The 21471-nt window shown below is 68.8% G+C and carries 17 protein-coding genes; 6 read left to right on the top strand and 11 right to left on the bottom strand.

The window, feature by feature from the left end; translation table 11 throughout:
* Positions 1-58: 58 nt before the first annotated feature.
* From mnmG to V5F74_RS21895, 4 genes are all read left to right on the top strand, one after another.
* Entirely contained in the window at positions 59-1936 is a 1878-nt protein-coding gene (gene mnmG / locus V5F74_RS21910; protein WP_394009971.1) for a tRNA uridine-5-carboxymethylaminomethyl(34) synthesis enzyme MnmG, read from the top strand.
* A gap of 43 nt (positions 1937-1979) precedes the next feature.
* A complete protein-coding gene (gene rsmG, locus V5F74_RS21905) occupies positions 1980-2636 on the top strand; it encodes a 16S rRNA (guanine(527)-N(7))-methyltransferase RsmG (RefSeq protein WP_394009970.1) in 657 nt (218 codons plus the stop codon).
* A gap of 104 nt (positions 2637-2740) precedes the next feature.
* Positions 2741-3595, top strand: a complete 855-nt coding sequence (locus V5F74_RS21900) for a ParA family protein (protein WP_024281439.1) — start codon at positions 2741-2743, stop codon at positions 3593-3595.
* A gap of 26 nt (positions 3596-3621) precedes the next feature.
* Positions 3622-4515 carry a ParB/RepB/Spo0J family partition protein gene (locus V5F74_RS21895; RefSeq protein ID WP_250165491.1) on the top strand — a complete coding sequence of 298 codons (894 nt, stop codon included), beginning with the start codon at positions 3622-3624 and terminating at the stop codon, positions 4513-4515.
* A 105-nt stretch (positions 4516-4620) separates the two neighbouring features.
* Here V5F74_RS21895 and V5F74_RS21890 read toward each other — a convergent pair whose 3' ends face one another.
* Positions 4621-5085: a MucR family transcriptional regulator gene (locus V5F74_RS21890; RefSeq protein WP_024281441.1), complete on the bottom strand. Its 465-nt coding sequence runs from the start codon at positions 5083-5085 to the stop codon at positions 4621-4623.
* 695 nt (positions 5086-5780) lie between these two features.
* Between V5F74_RS21890 and recR the strand changes: the two genes are divergently transcribed.
* The gene (gene recR, locus V5F74_RS21885; RefSeq protein ID WP_029556322.1) at positions 5781-6386 is read left to right on the top strand and encodes a recombination mediator RecR; all 606 of its coding nucleotides are present in this window, start codon (positions 5781-5783) and stop codon (positions 6384-6386) included.
* A 28-nt stretch (positions 6387-6414) separates the two neighbouring features.
* On the opposite strand, the gene V5F74_RS21880 is transcribed toward recR, so the two are convergent.
* The 6 genes from V5F74_RS21880 to murD all read right to left on the bottom strand — a co-directional run bounded on the left by V5F74_RS21880 (position 6415) and on the right by murD (position 14877).
* Positions 6415-7182 carry an outer-membrane lipoprotein carrier protein LolA gene (locus V5F74_RS21880; RefSeq protein WP_394009969.1) on the bottom strand — a complete coding sequence of 256 codons (768 nt, stop codon included), beginning with the start codon at positions 7180-7182 and terminating at the stop codon, positions 6415-6417.
* Between the two features lie 238 nt (positions 7183-7420).
* Positions 7421-9904: a DNA translocase FtsK gene (locus tag V5F74_RS21875; protein ID WP_449361633.1), complete on the bottom strand. Its 2484-nt coding sequence runs from the start codon at positions 9902-9904 to the stop codon at positions 7421-7423.
* A gap of 14 nt (positions 9905-9918) precedes the next feature.
* Entirely contained in the window at positions 9919-11181 is a 1263-nt protein-coding gene (locus V5F74_RS21870) for an aminotransferase class I/II-fold pyridoxal phosphate-dependent enzyme (protein WP_394009968.1), read from the bottom strand.
* 56 nt (positions 11182-11237) lie between these two features.
* The gene (locus V5F74_RS21865; RefSeq protein ID WP_394009967.1) at positions 11238-12191 is read right to left on the bottom strand and encodes a bifunctional riboflavin kinase/FAD synthetase; all 954 of its coding nucleotides are present in this window, start codon (positions 12189-12191) and stop codon (positions 11238-11240) included.
* Between the two features lie 133 nt (positions 12192-12324).
* On the bottom strand, positions 12325-13218 hold the full coding sequence (locus tag V5F74_RS21860) for a TIGR01459 family HAD-type hydrolase (protein WP_374253034.1): 894 nt from the start codon (positions 13216-13218) through the stop codon (positions 12325-12327).
* A gap of 114 nt (positions 13219-13332) precedes the next feature.
* Positions 13333-14877, bottom strand: coding sequence for a UDP-N-acetylmuramoyl-L-alanine--D-glutamate ligase (gene murD, locus V5F74_RS21855; protein WP_394009966.1), 1545 nt, complete (start codon positions 14875-14877; stop codon positions 13333-13335).
* A 222-nt stretch (positions 14878-15099) separates the two neighbouring features.
* On the opposite strand from murD, the gene V5F74_RS21850 reads away from it, so the two are divergent.
* Complete coding sequence (locus V5F74_RS21850) at positions 15100-15318, top strand: YgaP family membrane protein (RefSeq protein ID WP_024276542.1); 219 nt, start codon at positions 15100-15102, stop codon at positions 15316-15318.
* Between the two features lie 77 nt (positions 15319-15395).
* Here V5F74_RS21850 and mraY read toward each other — a convergent pair whose 3' ends face one another.
* From mraY to V5F74_RS21830, 4 genes are all read right to left on the bottom strand, one after another.
* Complete coding sequence (gene mraY / locus V5F74_RS21845; protein ID WP_029556316.1) at positions 15396-16481, bottom strand: phospho-N-acetylmuramoyl-pentapeptide-transferase; 1086 nt, start codon at positions 16479-16481, stop codon at positions 15396-15398.
* 7 nt (positions 16482-16488) lie between these two features.
* Positions 16489-17949 (bottom strand): UDP-N-acetylmuramoylalanyl-D-glutamyl-2,6-diaminopimelate--D-alanyl-D-alanine ligase, encoded by a 1461-nt coding sequence (locus V5F74_RS21840; protein WP_394009965.1) that lies wholly within the window; start codon positions 17947-17949, stop codon positions 16489-16491.
* Positions 17946-19424: a UDP-N-acetylmuramoyl-L-alanyl-D-glutamate--2,6-diaminopimelate ligase gene (locus V5F74_RS21835; protein WP_394009964.1), complete on the bottom strand. Its 1479-nt coding sequence runs from the start codon at positions 19422-19424 to the stop codon at positions 17946-17948. The genes V5F74_RS21840 and V5F74_RS21835 overlap by 4 nt, the downstream gene beginning before the upstream one ends.
* A 90-nt stretch (positions 19425-19514) precedes the next feature.
* Positions 19515-21461, bottom strand: a complete 1947-nt coding sequence (locus V5F74_RS21830; RefSeq protein ID WP_245279299.1) for a peptidoglycan D,D-transpeptidase FtsI family protein — start codon at positions 21459-21461, stop codon at positions 19515-19517.
* Positions 21462-21471: the final 10 nt, after the last annotated feature.

Raw genomic sequence — 21471 nt, 5'->3', positions numbered from 1 at the left:
GACGGCGCCCAAGAAGGGGCGTTTCCAGAGGGGCAATATCCCTCTGTCCCGGACCACCATGAACGGAACGCCCCACCCGCTCGCCTTCGATGTCATCGTCGTGGGCGGCGGACATGCCGGATGTGAAGCCGCCGCCGCTGCTGCGCGGGTCGGCGCGCGCACGGCGCTCGTCACGCACGCGCAGGCCACCATCGGCGCCATGTCCTGCAACCCCGCCATCGGCGGTCTGGGCAAGGGCCATCTGGTGCGCGAGATCGATGCGCTGGACGGATTGATGGGCCGGGTCGCGGACCAGGGCGGCATCCAGTTTCGCGTTCTGAATCGCCGCAAGGGCCCGGCCGTGCGCGGGCCGCGCGCGCAGGCGGACCGCAAGCTCTATGCCCGCGCCATGCAGCAGGCTCTGGCCGAACAGCCGGGACTGGACGCGGTGGAAGGCGAGGCCGACGACCTTCTCGTGAAGGATGGTCGCGTGGCGGGGCTGCGGCTCGCGGACGGGCGGGAGCTCGTCTGCGGCGCGGTGGTGCTCACCACGGGCACCTTCCTCAACGGCTTGATCCATCTCGGCGAGGACAGCTACCCCGCCGGGCGCATGGACGAAAAGCCGGCGCTCGGCCTCTCCCCTGCCCTGTCGCGTCTCGGCTTCGCGCTCGGTCGCCTCAAGACCGGCACGCCGGCACGGCTCGATGGCCGGACCATCGATTGGGCGAGCCTGGAGATGCAGGCCGGCGACGATCCGCCCGAGCCCTTCTCCGCGCTGACCACGCGCCTCCCCAATCCGCAAGTGGAATGCGGCATCACCCGCACCACCGACGCGACCCACGAACTGATCCGGCAGAACCTCTCCCGCTCGGCCATGTATTCCGGGCGCATCGGCAGCACGGGACCGCGCTACTGCCCGTCCATCGAGGACAAGATCGTCCGCTTCGGCGATCGCGACGGCCACCAGATCTTCCTGGAGCCGGAGGGGCTGGACGATCCCACCGTCTATCCCAATGGCCTGTCCACCTCCCTGCCGGCCGATGTGCAGCTCGCCTTCCTGCGCACCATCCCCGGTCTGGAGCAGGTGGCGGTGCTGCGCCCCGGCTATGCCATCGAGTACGATCACGTGGACCCGCGCGAGCTTGCGCCGACGCTGGAGACGAAGCGCGTGGCGGGTCTCTTCCTCGCCGGCCAGATCAATGGCACCACGGGGTATGAGGAGGCCGCCGCGCAGGGGCTGCTCGCCGGGCTTAACGCGGCCCGGCGCGCCGGCGGGTCGGACGGCATCGTGCTCGACCGGGCCGAGGCCTATCTGGGCGTGATGGTGGACGACCTGGTAACGCGCGGTGTCAGTGAGCCCTATCGCATGTTCACCTCCCGCGCCGAATATCGGCTGACCCTGCGGGCCGACAATGCCGACCAGCGCCTGACCGCCCGCGGTGCTGCGCTGGGGCTGGTCGGCGCCGAGCGGCTGGCGCATTTCGAGGCGCGCACGCACGCGCTGGAGGCGGCGCGCACCCTCACCCGCGACCTGTCCCTCACGCCGACGGAAGGCGCACGACACGGCCTTGCCTTGAACCGCGACGGCCAGCGCCGAAGCGCATTCGACCTTCTCGCTTACCCCGACATCGACATGGCGCGGCTCGCGATGATCTGGCCGGAACTCTCCGCGCTGCCGCCGACAATCGCCGAGCAGGTCGAGATCGACGCGAAGTATGCGGTCTATCTGGAGCGGCAGGCCGCGGACATCCACACGCTGCGGAAGGACGAGGCGCTCGCGCTGCCGGAAGAGCTGTCCTATGCCGATCTGCCGGGGCTCTCGAACGAGCTGAAACAGAAGCTGGAGCGGGTGCGCCCGCGCACCGTGGGACAGGCGGGGCGCATGGAGGGAATGACCCCGGCCGCGCTTGCGCTCATCGCCACCCATGCGCGTCGGGCGGGCGGACGCTCCGCATGATCGGTTCGTTCGGGCTGTGGATCACGGGGATGGAGGCGCGCCGATGAAGGGGGCTGGCGCGGGAGGCGACGACGCGGCGCGCGCTGCTGTCGAGGGGCTGGTTTCACGTGAAACATTCCACCGCCTCGACCTCATCGTCGAGCTGCTGCGCAAGTGGCAGAAGACCATCAATCTCGTTGCCCCTGCGACCGTGCCGGAGGTGTGGAACCGGCACATCGCTGATTCGTTGCAATTGATTAACCATGTTCCGGCGGACGCGATCAGGTGGGTAGATCTGGGATCGGGTGGCGGATTCCCCGGTCTGGTGGTTGCCGCCGTTCTGGCGGAGCGGCCGGGCGCGGATGTCCATCTGGTGGAGAGCGATACCCGCAAGTCCGCCTTCCTGCGGGAGGCGGCGCGGGTGGCGGAGTTGCCGGTGCGGGTCCACGCCCAGCGAATCGAGCAGGTCGCGCAGGCACTTGCGCCGGAAACGCAGGTGGTGTCCGCGCGTGCGCTGGCGCCTCTTCCCAAGCTTCTGGAGCTGGCGGAGCCCTTCCTCTCCGCCGGTGCGCTCGGGGTGTTTCCCAAGGGCCGCGACGCTGAACGCGAATTGACCGAAGCCCGCAAAGGCTGGACACTCGATTGCGATCTTCGCGCCAGCGTCAGCGACCGAGAGGCGCGGGTTCTTCTCGTGAGGAGCGCCAGGCGCAGCAGCAAATAGCCACCCCGCCGGGAAGGCGCGCCGATAAGGCCGGCGCCGCCAGGTGGACGTTCTCATCCGCGGGGTCGCGCCCTGCGGAACCAGATCCAAGGGGACCACGGGCCATGAGCCAGGCTGATTATTCCTCGGGAGCCGATCTTTCCCTGCCGGCCGGCGCGCCGCGCGTGCTGGCGCTCGCCAACCAGAAGGGCGGCGTGGGCAAGACCACGACAGCGATCAATCTCGGCACCGCGCTGGCGGCCATCGGTGAGACCGTGCTGGTTGTGGACCTTGACCCCCAGGGCAACGCCTCCACGGGTCTCGGCATCGATCGCCGCTCCCGCAACGTCTCCACCTACGACGTGCTGGTGGGCGAAGCCACCATGCGCGAGACGGTGATGCCGACCGGGGTCCCGCAGCTTTATGTGGCGCCCTCCACCCTCGATCTGTCCGGGCTGGAGCTGGAGATCGCCGCCGAACGCGATCGCGCCTATCGCCTGCGGGACGCACTCCGGGCGCTCGCGGCCGATCCCGAGGCGCCGCGCTTTTCCTATGTGCTGGTGGACTGCCCCCCGTCCTTATCGCTCCTCACCGTCAACGCCATGGCGGCGGCGGACGCGATCGTGGTGCCGTTGCAGTGCGAGTTCTTCGCGCTGGAAGGCCTCTCCCAGCTGATGAAGACGGTGGAGCAGGTGCGGGTGGGGCTGAACCCCAGCCTCACCATCCACGGCATCGTGCTGACCATGTATGACGGGCGCAACAACCTGTCGGAGCAGGTGGTGCAGGACGTGCGGCAGTTCATGGGTGACAAGGTCTATGAGACCATCATTCCCCGGAACGTGCGCGTCTCGGAAGCGCCCTCCTACGGCAAGCCGGTTCTGCTATACGATCTCAAGTGCTTGGGGTCACAGGCTTATTTGCGGCTCGCGTCGGAGGTGATCCAGCGCGAACGGGCGGCACGGGCAGCGGCAGCGGCCTGAGGGAAGACCAGAGGGACCGGACGAAGATGGCGGATGAACAGCGCTCCCGGCTGGGGCGGGGGCTTGCCGCGCTGATCGGCGAGATGGGGGAGCCGCAGGCGGCACCGACGCGCAGCTCGGGCACGCGTGGCGGCCCGCGCCGCGTGCCCATCGAGCAGGTGAAGGCGAACCCGCGCAACCCGCGCCGCGCCTTCCTGGAGGAGGGGCTGGAGGATCTCACCGCCTCCATCCGCGAGAAGGGCATCATCCAGCCCATCGTGGTGCGGCCGCTGAAGGGATCGGACGCCTTCGAGATCGTCGCCGGCGAACGCCGCTGGCGGGCGGCCCAGCGGGCGAGCCTGCACGAGGTGCCGGTGGTGGTGCTGGACCTCAGCGATCGCGAGGCGCTCGAAATCGCGATCATCGAGAACGTCCAGCGCGCCGACCTCAATCCGGTGGAAGAGGCGCAGGGCTACGAAGCCCTGATGGACGAGTTCGAATACAACCAGAACGAGCTTTCCAAGGTCATCGGCAAGAGCCGCAGCCACATCGCCAACACGCTGCGGCTGCTGAAGTTGCCGGAAGCCGTGAAGGGGCATCTGGCGGAGGGGCGGCTCAGTGCCGGCCATGCGCGGGCCCTCCTCGCCGTTTCCGATCCCGAGAAGGTGGCCCGAGAGGTCATCGCCAAGGGCCTTACGGTGCGCGATGTGGAGGCCCTGTCCAAGGCGAAGACGCCCCCTGCCCCGGTCACGGGGCGCAGTTCGCCCGCCCCTGTCACCGAGCGCAAGAGCGCGGACACCCGCGCGCTGGAGAAGCGGCTGGCCGATGCCCTGGGGTTGGCCGTCAGTCTTGAGGGCAAGGGCGAGGCGGGTGAACTGCGCATCCGCTATGCGAGCCTCGACCAGCTCGATGAGATCTGCCGCAAGCTCGGTCTGGATTGACGTTTACAGGATTGGACAAAGAAAAAGGCCGGGCATCTGCCCGGCCTTGCTTCGTTGAGATCCAGGCCGCGTCTTCTTGTGAGGACGCAGCCAAATCTGAAAAAATCAGGCAGCAGCCTTGCGACGGGTGGTCTTCTTCGCAGGGGCGACGGGCGCCTTCTTGCGGGTCTGGCCGAGGCCCATGTTCTTGGCGAGTTCGGAGCGGGCCGCAGCATAGGCCGGGGCGACCATGGGATAATCCTTCGGCAGGCCCCACTTCTCGCGGTAAGCTTCGGGGGTCATGCCGTAGCTGGTGCGCAGGTGCCGCTTCAGAGACTTGAACTTCTTCCCGTCTTCCAGGCAGATGATGTATTCCGGCGTCACCGACTTCTTCAGCGGGACGGCCGGCTTCTGCTCTTCCACCTGCGGCGCGGCCGGGGTGCCGAGCTGGCCGAGGGCGCGATAGACGGACTCGATGAGACCGGGAAGCTCGGTGGCCGCGACGCTGTTGTTGCTCACATACGCGGCGACGATGTCCGCAGTGAAGTCGATGAAGCTCGGCGACGGAGTATTGGACGCGGAGTCGCTCACGGGAGTCCCTTTCTGTTCTTCGCTATGGCGCGCGGACAATGCGGGAAGCGGCTGGAATGCGACCGGTTCAGAATGAGCCTCGGACACATGCTCCGCCGGGGCTGACGCCGCATCGGCTGACTAAGTTTCACGGTTAATCTATAGCACCTCGTCTTATAAATACAATCGGGTCTCAAAAGTTCTTCAAAAACCAGCAATAGAGCGGGTTTGCGGCTGTCGAGGAGGCGCCGTCGCGCGTTCATCGCGACGAGATGATCCTTGGCAGATCAGCGAATCGATGGGCCGACAGATGAAAACAACGGACCCTGGAAGTGTTCCCGGCTCGCCGGCGCTCAAGGCCGTGCGTCCATAGCCGGGGAGATACTAGGGGGAGGTCGCCACGCCGTGTTCTTCTACGGCGTCCGCGACAAGTACATGCGTCGATTTGTACAACTATCGGCTGCGATGGAGGCCGAGGTTTCCCCCACGTCGGCCCCCTGCCCCGACTGCTTTGGCGAAACGAACCGCGGTCTTGAGCTTGTCGCTAGCGCGGGGCTTGGCATCCTGCCGTTTACGCTGGCGCGGCGGGGCGAACCGCGTTAGGTGGGGCGGGTCCGCTCCGGCCAAGGGGCGGCTGCAGGTCTGCGGTTCGGCACGGTTCTCCGGAGCGGCGCCGAACGCCCGAGGGTCTCCCGCGAGATGGGGACGAGGATGCCATGCCACGCGCCGTCGCCGGCCCCGAGATCGAGCGTCTGATCCAGCTTCTGGCCCGGCTGCCCGGCCTCGGCCCGCGTTCGGCGCGCCGGGTGGCGCTGCATCTCATTAAGAAGCGCGAGGCGCTGATGGCGCCGCTGGCGACCGCCCTGGGCGACGCGATCAGCAAGATCGTCACTTGCCACACCTGCGGGAATGTGGACGTGACCGACCCCTGCACGGTCTGTACCGATCCCACACGGGACGCACGCATGCTGGTGGTGGTGGCTGACGTGGGCGACCTCTGGGCGCTGGAGCGCGCCGGCGTCCTCAACGCTCGCTATCATGTGCTGGGAGGCGTGCTGTCGCCGCTGGACGGGGTGGGGCCGGACGACCTCAACATCGCGAGCCTCGTCACCCGCGTGCACGATCAGGACGTCACGGAAGTCATCCTGGCGCTGGGCGCCACGGTGGACGGGCAGACGACCGCCCATTACCTGACCGATGTGCTGCGCGACACCGGAGCTCGTGTCACGCGCCTTGCCCAGGGTGTGCCCGTGGGCGGCGAACTCGATTATCTCGACGAGGGAACACTCTCCGCCGCCATCCGCGCACGCACGCAGATGTGATCGGCGAGCGGGCAGTCGTCCCCAGCTTTCACTGCAGCATCCGCTCGAAATTGATGACGAAGAGCTTCGGGTCGGGGCGCTTGTTCACCTGGATGTTCGACAGGGACACCTGCGTGTCATAGCCCTGCGGGTCGGTAACGACCCACTGCTTGAGGGCCGAGGTCTTGGCATCGAACAGGATCAGGAGCCGGTAGGTGCCGAACATGGGCACAGTCTCCTGCATCACCACCGTCACGAAGCGGTCGTCCTGGAAGATGCCGGTCACGTGCGGTTCGGTCCCGAGGTCGATGCGTTCCGCGAGCAGGAAACGCAGCGGCGTCTGCGACAGGGGCGTGATGTCCTGGGTGTTGAGATTGCGGTCGCGCACGGCCACCGACTGGCCGTTGGAGATCAGCTCCACCGGGCTCGGCGCATCGTATTCGAAGCGCACGCGGCCGGGCTTCTGCATGTAGAAGTCGCCGGTGCGCTTGGAGCCGTCCGGATCGATCTGGGTGAAGGTGCCGGTCATGGACTGCACCGAATTGAAGTAGTTGGTGACGCGGTCCACCGTCGCCTTCGGCGCGCGGCCATCGGCCGGTTGCGCCGCAGCCACAGGGGCGGCGCCCTTCATCTGACCCTGGGGCCGCATGAGGTCGCCCGGGGGCTGCACAGTCTGGGCGCCGGCCGGGCTGGCCGCGGCCAGTCCCAGCGCCAGCAGCAGGCCGGCGGCGGCGCGGCGCGCCTTCTCCGACGGGGCGCGGGTCTCGCGCTTCGGGCTGCGGGCAAATCGGGTGGCGGCGGAGCGGATGAGCATCATGGGCATCTCTGGCGCAGGGCGTGTCGCTGGCAGGAAGGTTATTCCCGACGCTCCGATCCCGCCCCGCGCGGGCTGATCGGATGAACAGGGGTCTAATACGCAACTTGCGGCCGGGCTATGGCGAACCTGTGGCCTTGCCGACGCCCGGAGAAACCGCCCAGCGCCGCTTCTGTTCCGGTTGGGCCGAAGCTTCAACCGGAACCGGGAACCGCTCAGGCGGGAAAACGACGCGGCACGCTCATTCGGCTGCCTGCTCGGGCAGCAGGATCTCGCGCTTGCCGGCGTGGTTGGGCGAGCCGACGAGGCCCTCGTTCTCCATGCGCTCGACCAGCGAAGCCGCGCGATTATAGCCGATCTGGAGCCGGCGCTGGATATAGGAGGTGGAGCATTTGCGGTCGCGCATCACCACCGCCACCGCCTGGGAATAGAGGTCCATGCCCTCGTCGCCCATGCCGCCCTTGTCGAACACGGCGCTGTCGCCGTCCTCGTCCTCCGCATCCTCGGCGGTCACCGCCTCCACATAAGCGGGGGCGCCCTGGGCCTTGAGGTGCTTCACCACGCTTTCCACCTCCTCGTCGGAGACGAAGGGGCCGTGGACGCGGCTGATGCGGCCGCCGCCGGCCATGTAGAGCATGTCGCCCTGGCCCAGCAGCTGCTCGGCGCCCATCTCGCCGAGGATGGTGCGGCTGTCGATCTTCGAGGTCACCTGGAAGGAAATGCGGGTGGGGAAGTTCGCCTTGATGGTACCGGTGATGACGTCTACGGAGGGGCGCTGCGTCGCCATCACCAGATGGATGCCGGCGGCGCGCGCCATCTGGGCGAGGCGCTGGATGGCGCCCTCGATGTCCTTGCCGGCGACGAGCATCAGGTCGGCCATCTCGTCGACGATGACGACGATGTAGGGCAGGGGCTCGAGGTTCATCTCCTCGCGCTCGTAGATGGCTTCGCCGGTCTCGTGGTCGAAGCCGGTCTGCACCGTGCGGGCGATGGATTCGCCCTTCTCGCTGGCGTCCCTCACCCGGGCGTTGAAGCCGTCGATGTTGCGCACGCCCAGCTTCGACATCTTCTTGTAGCGGTCTTCCATCTCCTTCACCGCCCACTTCAGCGCCACCACCGCTTTCTTCGGATCGGTGACGACGGGGGCAAGAAGATGGGGGATGCCGTCATAGACGGAGAGCTCCAGCATCTTGGGATCGACCATGATGAGCCGGCACTGTTCCGGCTTCAGCCGGTAGAGCAGGGACAGGATCATCGTATTGATGGCCACCGACTTGCCCGAGCCGGTGGTGCCGGCCACGAGCAGATGCGGCATGCGGGCGAGGTCGACGATCACCGGATCGCCGCCGATGGTCTTGCCCAGCGCGATGGCGAGCTTGTGCCCGGTGTCGCCGAAATCCTTGGTGGCGATCAGCTCACGCAGCAGCACCTTCTCGCGCTTCTGGTTCGGCAGCTCAATACCGATGGCATTGCGGCCCGGCACCACGGCGACGCGGGCGGAGATGGCGCTCATGGAGCGGGCGATGTCGTCGGCGAGGCCGATGACACGGGACGATTTGATGCCGGGCGCCGGCTCCAGCTCGTAAAGAGTCACCACCGGGCCGGGGCGCATCTGACCGATCTCGCCGCGCACGCCGAAATCCTGCAGGGTCGTCTCCAGCTCGCGCGCGGTCTCGGACAGCGCCTCCGGGCTCATGGCCGGGGCCTTGGCGGGGGGCGCGGGCGTCAGCAGGTCGAGGGAGGGGTGCTGGTAGCCGGCGCGGCGGCCACCGCGCCGGGCCGCGCGGCGGCGGGCGGCGGGGCTCTCGGTGGCAGCATCCAGCGGGGCATCGGGAACGTCGTGGGGCGCGGGGGCGCCGGCCCCCTCCAGACGCGGCTCCTGACGCTCGCCTGCGCCTTCCGCCCGCCCGGCCGACGCGGCAGGGGCGGGGACGGCGCGGCGGGTGAGCCCGGCACCGGAGAGGCGCGCCTTCCACGAGAGGAAGGTGTGGGTGAGGGCACCGAGGGAAACGGCGGTGCCGTCGTCCTCCTCGTCCTCGTCGCCCACCTCGCCCGGCAGCTCGGAGGCGGGGGCAAGCTTCAGGGGCGTGCGCCGGCCGCCGCTCAAGGCGAAGAACAGGCCTGCCGCCCCGATCGCGAGGCCGGCGGTGCCGATCAGCATGGAATCAAGGGCCGCAAGCGCGCCGCCGCGCATGACGCCGAAGGCGCGGGGAAAGAGATCGCCCAAGGCGCCGCCGAGGCCGGTGAGGCCCGGCCAGTGGTCCGGTTGCGGAATGGCGCCGAGGAACGCCGTGGTGCCAAGCACTCCGATGAGCCAGCAGGTGATGCGCAGGCGTTCGCGCGCGAACGGGCGGTGGGTGACGAGCCGCCAGCCGGCATAGAGCGGCGGCAGCAGCACGGCCAGCGCTGCGAGCCCGAACAGCTGGATCAGCAGATCGGCGATGATCGCGCCGGGCCGTCCCAGGAGGTTCGTGACCGGCGCATGGGTGGCGTTCGACAGGCTCGGGTCGGCCGCGGACCAGGTGCCGAGCGCGACGAAGGAGATCAGCGTCGCGAGGATCAGTCCGGTCCCGACGATCTCCCGCCCGCGCCGGCGCACCACCAGCCGGATGCTCTCCGGGATCAGTTCGAGCCGGGGCATATGGTGGTGGGGCGCGTCCATCCGGCTGTTGATGACGGCATCGGCGGAGGCGGCTGCCTTCGGGCGTCGGCGGGCCATGGGCATCGGCGCGGCTCCCTTCAGAGGGCAGCGACGAGGCGCTTCAGCACCTCCTCGCAGGTGGGCAGATCCTGGACCAACGCGACGCGCAGGAATCCGGCGGAGGGGTTGGCCCCGGTGAGGTCGCGGCGGGCGAGATAGCCCCCCGGCACCGTGCGCAGGCCCTGCTCGCGCCACAGCTTCACCGCCGCCGCCTCGCCGCCGGTGAGGTGGTCGTCGGCAAGGTGGGACACGTCGAGCCACAGGAAGAAGCCGCCGCCGGGCCGCTCATAGCCGAAGCGGCCGGCAAGCATGCGGTCGGCGAGGTCGAACTTCGCGGCATAGAGGTCGCGGGAGCGGGTGACGTGGGCCTCGTCCTCCAGCGCCGCCACGGCCACCGCCTGCAGGGGCTCCGGCACCTGCGGCGCGGCCACCCAGCGGAAGGCGAGGAAGTCCTTCAGGAAGGCGGGATCGCCGGCACAGAAGCCGCAGCGCAGGCCGGGCAAAGACGAGCGCTTGGAGAGGGAATTGAACGCCACGACGCGGGTGAGGTCGGTGCCGGCCACTTCGAGAATGCCGGCCGGCTTTTCCGCGCCGAGGTAGATCTCCGAATAGCACTCGTCCGAGAACAGGAAGGCGCCGTTGCGGCGCGCCAACTCCAGCGCCTTGCCGAGATAGTCGGCGGAGGCGATGGCGCCCTGCGGATTGGCGGGGGAGGCGATGTAGATGGCCACCGTCCGCTTCAGCAGGTCCGGATCGAGCGCGTCGAGGTCCGGCAGCCAGCCGCTTTCCTTTGTGGTCGGCATCACCACGGCCTCGCAGCCGGCGGCCTCCGCGCCCGCGGCATAGGCGGCGTAGAAGGGATTGGGCAGCAGCATGGCCGGCTTGCCGTTCGCCCCCTTTGCCGGATCGGCGAGGCGCTGCGCGACGATGGCGGCGGAGAACAGGCCCTCGCGGGAGCCGTTCAGCGCCAGCACTTCGCGGTCGGCATCCAAGGGCTTCGCCAGTTTGTAGCGCTGCGCCAGCCAGCGGGCGGCGGCGGCGCGGAAGGTGGGCGTGCCTTCGGCGCGGGGGTAGCGGCCGAAACCGGCGAGATTATTGGTGAGAACCGGGCCGACGAAATCCGGCATGGCGTGCTGCGGCTCGCCCACGGCGGCGCTCAGCGGCTGTCGCCCCGGCTCGATCCCCGCGAGGAGGTCTGCCAGCCGGATGAAGGGCGAGCGGCGGTCTTCCGGGGGAGCGGCAAGGGGAGCGGCAGGTGCGGGTGGCACGGCTTTGCGGTCTTTTCTGGCGGCTTTCGTCATCCGCCCCAGAATGGGACCAGCCGGTTAAGGTGTGGCTAACTTAACCCGGCGATCCGTCAGACTTCCCGCGCCAGCACCTCGCGCGCCTGCTGCGCATCGGCCCGGATCTGCGCGACGAGCGCGTCGATGCCGTCGAACTTCAGCTCGGGCCGGATATAGGCGTGGAATTCCACCTCGATGGGCTGGCCATAGAGATCGCCGGAAAAATCGAACAAGTGGACTTCCAGCAGCGCCCGGCCATTGTCGAAGGTGGGGCGCCGGCCATAGTTGGCCACGCCGTCGAACCGGCCGGCGGGCGTCATGGCGCGTACCGCATAGATGCCGAAGGCCAGTTCCAGATCCTGCGGCAAGGCGAGATTGGCGGTGGGAAAACCGATGGTACGGCCGCGCTTGTCGCCGTGGATCACCTCCGCCGTCACCGCAAAAGGGCGCCCCAGCATGTGGGCGGCATGGCCCACCTGTCCCGAAGCCAGCGCCCGGCGCACGGCGGTGGAGGAAATCGCGTCGTTCTCATCGCGCATGGGCTCCACTACGGTCACGGCGAAGCCGTGCCGTTCTCCCGCTTCCTTGAGGAAGGCGGGTGATCCGGCGCGCTGGCGGCCGAAATGGAAATCGAAGCCCACCGCCACGCCGGCGACGCCGTAGCGGCCGACCAGAACCTCGCGCACGAAGTCCTCCGCCTCCATGGCGGCGAGGGCGGCGTCGAAATCGAGCACGATGGCGCCCTGAAGGCCGCTCTCGGCGATGCGGCGCAGTTTCTCGGCCGCCGGAGTCAGGCGGAAGGGCGCGGTGGCGGGATTGAAGAAGGTGCGCGGGTGCGGCTCGAAGGTGAGCGCCAGCGCCGGCCCACCCGCTTCGGCCGCCATGGTCCGCGCCGCGGCGAACACCGCCTGATGGCCGCGATGCACGCCGTCGAAATTGCCGATGGCGATGACGGGGCGCTTGAGCGCCGGCGGCAGGGGCTCGGGGCCGTGGACGAGCACGAAGTCAGGGGGAAGGGACACGGTCATCGGCGGGCGCAAGCCTTGCCTTGGTGTTCGGCGGGACGCCCGGAACCTCGACGGCACCGGGACAGGATATTCGGCCTTCGAGATCGGTCAAACCACGGGCAAATTCAAGGAACCGAATGTCGCCCGGGCGCGGCTACCAGGCGAGGCGGGGCATGACGCCGCGCGGATGGGCGTGGCCGGTGAAGAGGTCGGCGAGGGATTCGGTGTCGGGAACGGCGCCGTCGATGGACTTCAGCTCCTGCGCATGAATGCCGCCGGAGATGAACAGGCTGTCGAAGCCCGCATCGTTGGCGCCGGCGATGTCGGTGCGCAACGCATCGCCGATGCCGAGCACGCGGGCGCGCTCCACCACCTCGCCGCGGATCACCTCGGCGCGGGCGAAGGCGGTGTCGTAGATGGGCCGGTAGGGCTTGCCGCACCAATAGGCCTTGCCGCCGATCTGCTCATAGGCCTGGGCGATGGCGCCGGCGCAGAAGATCAGCTTGTCGCCGCGCTCCACCACGAGGTCGGGATTGGCGCAGATGAAGGGCAGCTCCCGCGCCTTCATGGCGGCGAGGGCGTCGGCATAATCCTCCGGGGTCTCCACGTCGTCGTCGAGGAGGCCGGTGCAGACCACGAGGTCCGCGTCCTCAAGCGAGGCGAGGGTGAGGTCCAGCCCGTCGAACGTGCCCACGTCCCGCGCGGGGCCGAGGTGGTAGACGCGGGCGCCCGGCCGCGCCTCCAGCATGTCGCGCGTCACGTCGCCGGAGGTGACGATGGCGTCATAGGCGGTGCGCGGTACACCAAGGCCGTCGAGCATGCCCATGATGAAGCGGTTGGGCCGCGGTGCGTTGGAGACCAGCACCACCGTCGCGCCGCCCGCCCGCACCTTCGTCAGCGCCTCGCAGGCGGCGGGGAAGGACGCGACGCCGTTGTGCAGCACGCCCCAGACGTCGCAGAGGATCAGGTCGTAGTCACCCGCGAAGGCGGAGAGGCCTTCCACCAGCGGCGGGGCGTGCAGGGGCGTGCGGGTGCCGGTCTCGGCCATCGACTTCTCCATTGTGCAATGCACACGTGCCACGGAAGGCCTTGAACCACAAGGCCGTGCGCCGCCCGTCGGATACCCGCTCCGCGCAGGTCGGCGGATGAACCCTCGGTGATCTCAGGGGTGTCCCTTGCCGGGATGTCCCCCCGGGTGCCCTCCGGCGCCGTGGGGGTGTCCGCCGCCATGGGGGTTGCCGTGGGGGTTGCCGTGCGGATGGCCGCCGCCCTTGGGCGGCTCCTTCTGCGCCACCGGCGTGGTGGACTGCGTGCGGGCCTGGATGCCCGGCAGCGCCTGCACCAGCGTGCGGAAGGCGTCGCCGCGCACCTCGAAATTGGGATACTGGTCGAAGCTGGCGCAGGCCGGCGACAGCAGCACCACCGCATCCCCGCGGCCGGACGCCTCGGCGTCCCGCGCGGCGGCTTCCACCGCCTTGTCGAGGGTGCCGACGATCTCGTGGGGCACCTTGTCCGCCAGCGTCGCGGCGAAATCCTGCGCGGCCTCGCCGATGAGATAGGCCTTGGCGACGCGATCGAAGAAGGGCGCGAGCGGGGCGATGCCGCCGGCCTTCGGCTTGCCGCCGGCGATCCAGAAGATGTCGGTGAAGCTCGTCAGCGCGCGCTCGGCGGCATCCGCATTGGTCGCCTTGGAATCATTGACGAACAGTACCTTGCCCTTGTTGCCCACCTCTTCCATGCGGTGGGCAAGGCCGGGGAAGCGCTTCATCGCCACAGTGATGACCTCCGGCGCGACGCCGAGCGCGCGGCAGGCGGCATAGGCCGCGGCGGCATTCTGCGCATTGTGTGCCCCGCGCAACGAGCCGACGCCGCCCAGCGGCAGGCGGAACACCTCGGCGCCGCCTTCGGACACCACGAGCGTCTCACCCTCGCGCCAGATGCCGTCGGGCAGGGGCCGCCTGACCGAGATGCGCACCACGTGCTTGCCGGCGCGCTCTGCCCGGTCGGCCATGGCGGCGGAGAAATCGTCGTCCACGCCCACGACAGCGGTGCCGGTCTGCTCGACGCCGGTGACGAGGCGTTCCTTGACCGCCGCGTAGTTCTCGATGGTGCCGTGCCGGTCGAGATGGTCCGGGGTGATGTTGAGCATCACGCCCACGGAGGGGTCGAGGCCGGGGGCAAGGTCGATCTGGTAGGAGGAGCACTCCACCACATGCACCCGGCCGGGCTTCGGCGGGGCAAGCGACAGGATGGCGGTGCCGATATTGCCGCCCATCTGCACGTCCCGGCCGGCGACGCGCAGGATGTGGGTGATGAGCGCCGTGGTGGTGGACTTGCCGTTGGTGCCGGTGATGGCCACGAACGGCGAGCGGCGCGCGATGGCCTGCCGCTCGCGGCAGAACAGTTCGATGTCGCCGATGATCTCGACGCCCGCCGCCTGGGCCAGCTTCACCGACCAGTGCGGCTCGGGGTGGGTGAGCGGCACGCCGGGGGCGAGCACCAGCGCCTGGACGATGGTCCAATCGATGTCGTGGAGATCCTGCACGAGGATTCCCGCCTCTCCGGCCTTGCGGCGGGAGGCCTCGGAATCATCATAGGCGACGACGGTGGCGCCGCCGGCCTTGAGCGCCTCTGCGGTGGCAAGGCCTGAGCCACCCAGCCCGAAAAGGGCGACGGTTGCATCTTTGAAGACGGTGACGGGGATCATGGCAGTAAAATCGTCCGTTGCGGCAATGCACTCCGGGCTCCCGTCTAGAGCATGATGCGAAAAAGTGCGAACCCCTTTCGCAGGCAGACGGCCTTAAGGGAAATCCCCCGCTTGCCCGATTCGACATTCATACTGTTGAATGTAGCCAACGGGATCGTGGACCCGCCCCGCCGGGGCAGGCTTGCTGGGTTTGCCCGCTGAACTTGGAATTGGGAGAGCGAGATGGTGGCGAACGTGGGTGGGATCGACCGGGTGCTGCGCTTCATCGCCGGGGTCGTGCTGATCCTGGTGCCCTTCGTGGCCCCCTCCGTGCCGGCGCTGGCCGGGCTCGGGCATTGGACCTGGCTGATCGGCGCCGTGGGCGTGGTGATGCTGCTCACCGCCGCCTTCCGCTTTTGCCCGGCCTATCCGCTGCTGGGCATCAATACGTGCGGGCGGTGACGTCTTTCCGCGTAACCTCGTGAAAAAGGCCCGCGGGAGGTGCTCCCGCGGGCCTTTCGATTAGGCGATATCGCTTCTCACCGCAGCTTGAGCGTCGCCAACCCCGCCAGCGCCAGCACGACGGCGATGATCCAGAAGCGGATCACCACCTGCGGCTCGGTCCAGCCGAGCTGCTCGAAATGGTGGTGGATGGGCGCCATCTTGAACACGCGCTTGCCGGTGAGCTTGAACGACGCCACCTGCACGATCACCGAGACCGCCTCCAGCACGAACAGGCCGCCGACCACCGCGAGCACGATCTCGTGCTTGGTGGCCACCGCGACCGTGCCGAGCAAGCCGCCCAGCGCGAGCGAGCCGGTGTCGCCCATGAAGACCTGGGCGGGCGGGGCGTTGAACCACAGGAAGCCGAGGCCGGCCCCCATCACCGCGCCGCAGACCACGGCCAGCTCGCCGACGCCGGCGACGTAGTGTATCTGCAGGTAATCGGCGAACCGCACGTTGCCGGAGAGATAGGCGATGAGGCCGAAGGTGCCGGCCGCGATCATCACCGGCACGATGGCGAGGCCGTCGAGGCCGTCGGTGAGATTCACCGCATTGCCGGCCGCGACGATGACGAACACGCCGAACACCACGAAGAAGACGCCGAGGTTGAGCAGCAGGTCCTTGAAGAAGGGGAAGGCCACGGAGGTGGACAGGCCCGACTTGCCCATGGTCATGATGATGACCACGGCGACGCCGGAGATCACCGCCTCGATGGCGAGCCGCATCTTGCCGGAGAGCCCGTTATGGGTCTGCTTCGTCACCTTCAGGTAGTCGTCATAGAAGCCGATCATGCCGAAGCCGAGCATCACCAGCAGCACCACCCAGACATAGAAGTTGAACAGGTTCGCCCACAGCAGCGTCGCCACCGCGATGCCGGCGAGGATCATCAGCCCGCCCATGGTGGGCGTGCCCTTCTTGGTGAGCAGGTGCGACTGCGGCCCGTCGGTGCGGATGGGCTGGCCCTTGCCCTGCTTCAGCCGCAGCATGGAGATCATGGCCGGGCCGAACAGGAACACGAACAGCAGCGCCGTCACCACGGCGCCGCCGGTCCGGAAGGTGATGTAGCGAAAGACGTTGAAGGCTGTGAAGGACTGGTGGAGATCGGCAAGCCACTGGAGCATCTGAATTCTATCCTTCGAGCAGCGCATCCTCGGCGGCGCGGAAGCGCTCGGCGAGGCTCTTGACCAGCGGTCCCATGCGGCTGCCGTTGGAACCCTTGACCATCAACGTGTCACCGCCCCGGATGGCGGACGCCACCATGGGCTCGAGGTGGGAGGCGTGGATCGCATAGCCGCCCCGCCGCTCCGAGGGCAGGGCCTGCCAGAGCGCGTGCATCTGCGGCCCGCAGCAGAACACCAGATCGATTTTCGCCGTGCGGATCGCCTCGGCCAGCTCGGCATGGTGCGCCTCGCCGTCGGGGCCGAGCTCCAGCATGTCGCCGAGCACCGCGATGCGGCGGCCGCGTGGGCCTATCGGGGTCCGGCTGAGCACATCGAGGGCGGCGCGCATGGAGGCGGGGTTGGCGTTGTAGCTTTCGTCCAGCAGCGTCGCCTGCCCGCCCTTCACCTGCAGGCGCAGCGCGACACCGCGGCCGGGAGGCGCCTTCATGCGGGAGAGGGCGAGGCCGACGAGCGCGAGGTCGGCACCAACGAGCTTCGCCGCGGCGAGCACCGCCAGCATGTTCTGCACGATGTGGCGGCCCGGCATGCCCACCTTGAAGGTCACGGGCGTGCCCATCACGTCCGCCACCCCCACCGAGCAGTAGGATTGCAGCGCCGCCTCCTTCAGCCGCACGTCGGCACCGGCGGTCTCGCCGAAGGTGACGATGCGGTCGATGCCCAGCGTCTCGGCGGCGGCCTTGAGGCGGGGAAACAGCGGGTTGTCGAGGTTCAGGACCACAGCGCCGCCCGGCTCCAGCCCCTGGAAGATCTCCGCCTTGGCGTCGGCGATCTCCTCGATCCCTGAGAACTGGGCGATGTGCACCGGCTCCACGGTGGTGATGATGGCGACCTGCGGGCGCACCAGCTTCACCAGCGGCGTGATTTCGCCGGGATGGTTCATCCCGATCTCGAACACGCCGTAGCGCGCCTCGCGCGGCAGCCGGGCGAGGGAGAGGGGCACGCCCCAGTGATTGTTGTAGGACGCGGCGGACGCATGGGTCTCGCCGTCGGCGCCGAGCGCGATGCGCAGCGCTTCCTTGGTGGTGGTCTTGCCCACCGATCCCGTCACCGCGACGATGCCGGCCTTCGAGCGCGCACGGCTGGCGCGCGCAAGGTCGGTCAGGGCGGCGAGCACGTCGTCCACCACGAGGAGGGGGGCATCGGCGGGGAACTGGTCCGCCTTGTCGCGCGCCACCACGCAGGCGGAGGCCCCGGCGTCCAGCGCCTTGCCCACATAAGCGTGGCCGTCGCTGTTCTCGCCGGCGATGGCGAAGAAGGTGTCGCCGGGGGCGAGCGAGCGGCTGTCGATGGAGATGCCGGTGGCATCGCGCGGCGCGCCGCGTACCTCCGCCCCCATGGCCGCCGCCATTTCCGCGACGGTGTGGAGCACCCGGCCTTCCTGTTCTGCCGTACCCGCACCCGCATTCATGCCGCGACCTCCTTGAGGGCGGCGAGGACTTCCGCCGCATCCGAGAATGGATATGTCCGGTCGCCGATGATTTGGCCGGTTTCGTGACCCTTGCCGGCAACGATCAGCGCATCCCCGCTTTCGATGAGGGCGACGCCCGCCCGGATCGCCTCGGCCCGGTCGCCGATCTCGCGCACATCGCCGCGGCCGGCGCCCCGGGCACCTTCCAATACCTCTGCGCGAATCGCCGCCGGATCCTCGCTGCGCGGGTTGTCGTCGGTGACGATCACCACGTCCGCCTTCATGGCGGCGATGGCGCCCATGATGGGGCGCTTGCCCCGGTCGCGGTCGCCGCCGCAGCCGACCACCACCACGAGCCGGCCGGGAATGGCGGCGCGCAGGGTATCGAGCACGGTGGCCAAGGCTTCCGGCTTGTGGGCGTAGTCCACAAACACCGGCCGGCGCGGGTCGTCGCCGATGCGCTCCAGCCGGCCCGGAACACCCTTGAGGTGGGCGAGGGCGGCGAACGCCTCGGCGCGATCGGCGCCGCAGGCGATGGCGAGGCCGGCGGCCAGCAAGGCATTGTCCAGCTGGAAGCGCCCCACCAGCGGCACCACGGCGCTGGATCCGTCCGCGAACAATACCTTCTGCCCTGCGGGCGAACCCGTCGCTGCGGCGATGTCGATGCCGTCCGCCCGTCCCTCGCCGATGGGCACGAGCCGGAGGCCGCGGGTGTGCGCCCACGCGAGCGCGGTTGCGGCGAAGGGGGCGGAGGTGACGGCCACGGCGGCGGCATCCAACGGCATCACCTCGGTGAAGAGGCGGAGCTTGGCGCGGAAATAGGCGTCCATCGTCGGGTGATAGTCGAGATGGTCACGGCCGAGATTGGTGAAGCCGCCGGCGGAAAGGCGCAAGCCGTCGAGCCGCTTCTGGTCGAGACCGTGGGAGGAGGCTTCGAGCGCCATGTGGGTCACGCCCTCTCCCGCGAGCGCGTCGAGAGTGGCGTGCAGTTCCACCGGATCGGGCGTGGTGAGGCTGCCATAGGTGGCGCCGTCCGGCTTCACCAGCCCGATGGTGCCGAGATACGCCGCCCGGTGGCCGAGCCGCTCCCAGATCTGCCGCAGGAAGAAGGCGACGGAGGTCTTGCCCGCGGTGCCCGTTATGGCGGCGATGGTCTTCGGCTGGCGCGGATAGACGCGGGCGGCGGCCAGCGAAAGCGAGCGCCGGGCATCCAGTGTGAAGGCGAGGGCCACCTGCGGTGGCAGGAGGGGGGCCGGCGCGGTCGGCTCCATCAGCACGGCGGCGGCGCCGCGCGCGATGGCGTCGGCGATGAAGCGCGTGCCGTCCGCATGGGTGCCGGGGATGGCGACAAAGAGATCGCCTGGCGTGATGCGGCGGCTGTCGGAGGACAGGCCGGTGATCGGCTCCTGGGCGCCGTCGGGCGTCAGGATGCGGGCGTGGCCGTCGAGGAGCTGTCCGAGAGAATATGTGGTCATCGGACCCCTTTTTGGCATTCGCCCGCCCCGGTTGTCACCCCGCGCGGGCGGCCGCTGCGGTGGCGGTAACGTGCTCCCGCAGCGGTGACATCAGTTGCGGTCGGCGACCTTGAGCGGCATGCGCAGCAGCTGCTCCGCATTGGGCAGGTTCTGGCGCGGCGCGATGTTGAGCATGGGGGCGATGCGCTCGACGATCTTGCCGGCGGTGGGGGCCGCGTTCCAGCCCGAGGTGGCGAAGCCATAGGTCTCGGAGGTCGCCTTGGGCTCGTCGAACATCACGAGGACGAGGTAGCGCGGCTTGTCCATGGGGAAGATGGCGGTGAAGGAGGTCAGCAGCTTGTTGTGGGCGTAGCGCCCGTTCACCACCTTCTCGGCGGTGCCGGTCTTGCCGCCGACGAGGAAGCCGGGCACCTCGGCCTTGGTGGCCGTACCTTTCTCGGCGTTGAGGCGCATGATGTAGCGCATCTTGTCCGAGGTCTCCGGCTTCAGCACGCGCACCGCCACCTTCTGCGCCTCTTCCGGCGTCCGCTTGATGAAGGTGGGCGGGATGAGGAAGCCGCCATTGACCATGGAATTCACCGCCATCACCGCCTGCAGCGGCGCGACGGAGAGGCCGTGGCCGAAGGCGATGGTGGCCGAGTTCAATTCGCCCCAGCGCCTCGGCACGATGGGCTCGGAGCTTTCCGGCAGCTCGGTCTTGAGCCGGTCGAGCTGGCCCATCTTCTTCAGGAACGCCTTGTGCGCCTCCACCCCGAGGGAGAGCACCATCTTCGCCGTGCCCACGTTGGACGAGACGAGGAAGATCTCCGGCACGGTGAGCACGCGGTTCTCGGCGTGGTAGTCGTGGATGGCGAACTTGCCGAAATGCAGCGCACCGCGCGCATCGAAGGTCGAGTTCAGGCCGATCTTGCCCGAATCGAGCGCCATGGCGAAGGACAGCGCCTTGAAGGTGGAGCCCATCTCGTAGACGCCGGTGGTGAGCCGGTTGAGATAGGCGTCGTCCTTGGGATTGCCTGACGTGTTGGGGTCGAAGTCGGGGATCGACACCAGCGAGATGATCTCGCCCGTGTTCACCTCGGTCACGACGGCCATGGCGTGCAGCGCCTGGAACTTGTTCTTCGCCTTCACCAGCTCGTCGCGCACGGCGTGCTGCACGCGCACGTCCATGGAGAGCTGTACCGGCTCCTGCTGGCGGTCGGTGGCAAAGCCGGCGAGATGCAGTTCGGCGAGGCCGCGGCTGTCGATCCACTTCTCGATGCCGGAAATGCCCTGATTGTCCACGTTCACCCCGCCCATCACGTGGGAGATGATGGGGCCGTCGGGATAGATGCGGCGGTTTTCCTTCAGGAAGCCGATGCCGGGAAAGCCGAGGCGATGGATAGCGCGCATCTGCGCCGGCGTGATCTCGCGCTTCAGCCAGGCGAAGCCCTTGCCGGAATTGAGGCGCTTGCGGGCTTCCTCGACGTCGAGGTCGGGCAGCACCTTGAGCAGGCCTTCCAGCGCCTCGTCGGGATCGATGAGGCGGCGCGGCTCGGCGAACAGGGACGGGGACTTCACGTCGATGGCGACGATGTCGCCGTTGCGGTCGATGATATCAGGACGCGCGGAGGCAACCGCGTCCGAGCCACGCCCGCGCCCGCCGCCGCCGTCCGCCGTCATGGCGAGGTGGGAGAGCTGCACCGCGATGGCGATGAACAAGCCGCAGAAGGCCAGCATCACCAGCTTGATGCGGCCGCGCGCGACGGTATCGGGATCGGCGCGGTCGAGGCCGAACAGGCCGCGCACCACATGGCGGACGCCGCGCCAGCCGAGATGTCCGAGCCCCACGGTGAAGGGCCACAGCACGTTCCAGCTGGCGATGGCGGCCCGCGCTGAGCCGCGCGCGGTGGCGCGGCCGGCGGCCTTGCTGCCGGCGCCGAGACGATCGAGCAGCACCGCGCACGAGGCGTCGGCATCCCGAAGCACGGGACCGACGGCGGCGACGAAGCCGGCCCACAGGCGGGCGAGGCGGGCGGAGATGGAAGACAGATCAGCCATTTCGGACCTC

Source organism: Xanthobacter aminoxidans, assembly GCF_043193615.1.
In the GTDB taxonomy this organism is placed as follows: Bacteria; Pseudomonadota; Alphaproteobacteria; order Rhizobiales; family Xanthobacteraceae; genus Xanthobacter; species Xanthobacter aminoxidans.
Note: the sequence above shows the minus strand (reverse complement) of the source record. Positions and strands in the feature narration are given on the sequence as shown.

Excerpts from the sequence above, each read along its gene's own strand:
- V5F74_RS21895 (WP_250165491.1), top strand. The coding sequence starts at position 3,622 with ATGGCGGATGAACAGCGCTCCCGGCTGGGGCGGGGGCTTGCCGCGCTG.
- V5F74_RS21865 (WP_394009967.1), bottom strand. The coding sequence starts at position 12,191 with ATGACCGTGTCCCTTCCCCCTGACTTCGTGCTCGTCCACGGCCCCGAG.
- V5F74_RS21900 (WP_024281439.1), top strand. The coding sequence starts at position 2,741 with ATGAGCCAGGCTGATTATTCCTCGGGAGCCGATCTTTCCCTGCCGGCC.
- V5F74_RS21835 (WP_394009964.1), bottom strand. The coding sequence starts at position 19,424 with ATGACCACATATTCTCTCGGACAGCTCCTCGACGGCCACGCCCGCATC.
- V5F74_RS21860 (WP_374253034.1), bottom strand. The coding sequence starts at position 13,218 with ATGGCCGAGACCGGCACCCGCACGCCCCTGCACGCCCCGCCGCTGGTG.
- V5F74_RS21840 (WP_394009965.1), bottom strand. The coding sequence starts at position 17,949 with ATGAATGCGGGTGCGGGTACGGCAGAACAGGAAGGCCGGGTGCTCCAC.
- mnmG (WP_394009971.1), top strand. The coding sequence starts at position 59 with ATGAACGGAACGCCCCACCCGCTCGCCTTCGATGTCATCGTCGTGGGC.
- murD (WP_394009966.1), bottom strand. The coding sequence starts at position 14,877 with ATGATCCCCGTCACCGTCTTCAAAGATGCAACCGTCGCCCTTTTCGGG.
- V5F74_RS21830 (WP_245279299.1), bottom strand. The coding sequence starts at position 21,461 with ATGGCTGATCTGTCTTCCATCTCCGCCCGCCTCGCCCGCCTGTGGGCC.
- rsmG (WP_394009970.1), top strand. The coding sequence starts at position 1,980 with ATGAAGGGGGCTGGCGCGGGAGGCGACGACGCGGCGCGCGCTGCTGTC.
- mraY (WP_029556316.1), bottom strand. The coding sequence starts at position 16,481 with ATGCTCCAGTGGCTTGCCGATCTCCACCAGTCCTTCACAGCCTTCAAC.
- V5F74_RS21870 (WP_394009968.1), bottom strand. The coding sequence starts at position 11,181 with ATGACGAAAGCCGCCAGAAAAGACCGCAAAGCCGTGCCACCCGCACCT.
- V5F74_RS21850 (WP_024276542.1), top strand. The coding sequence starts at position 15,100 with ATGGTGGCGAACGTGGGTGGGATCGACCGGGTGCTGCGCTTCATCGCC.
- recR (WP_029556322.1), top strand. The coding sequence starts at position 5,781 with ATGCCACGCGCCGTCGCCGGCCCCGAGATCGAGCGTCTGATCCAGCTT.
- V5F74_RS21880 (WP_394009969.1), bottom strand. The coding sequence starts at position 7,182 with ATGATGCTCATCCGCTCCGCCGCCACCCGATTTGCCCGCAGCCCGAAG.
- V5F74_RS21875 (WP_449361633.1), bottom strand. The coding sequence starts at position 9,904 with ATGCCCATGGCCCGCCGACGCCCGAAGGCAGCCGCCTCCGCCGATGCC.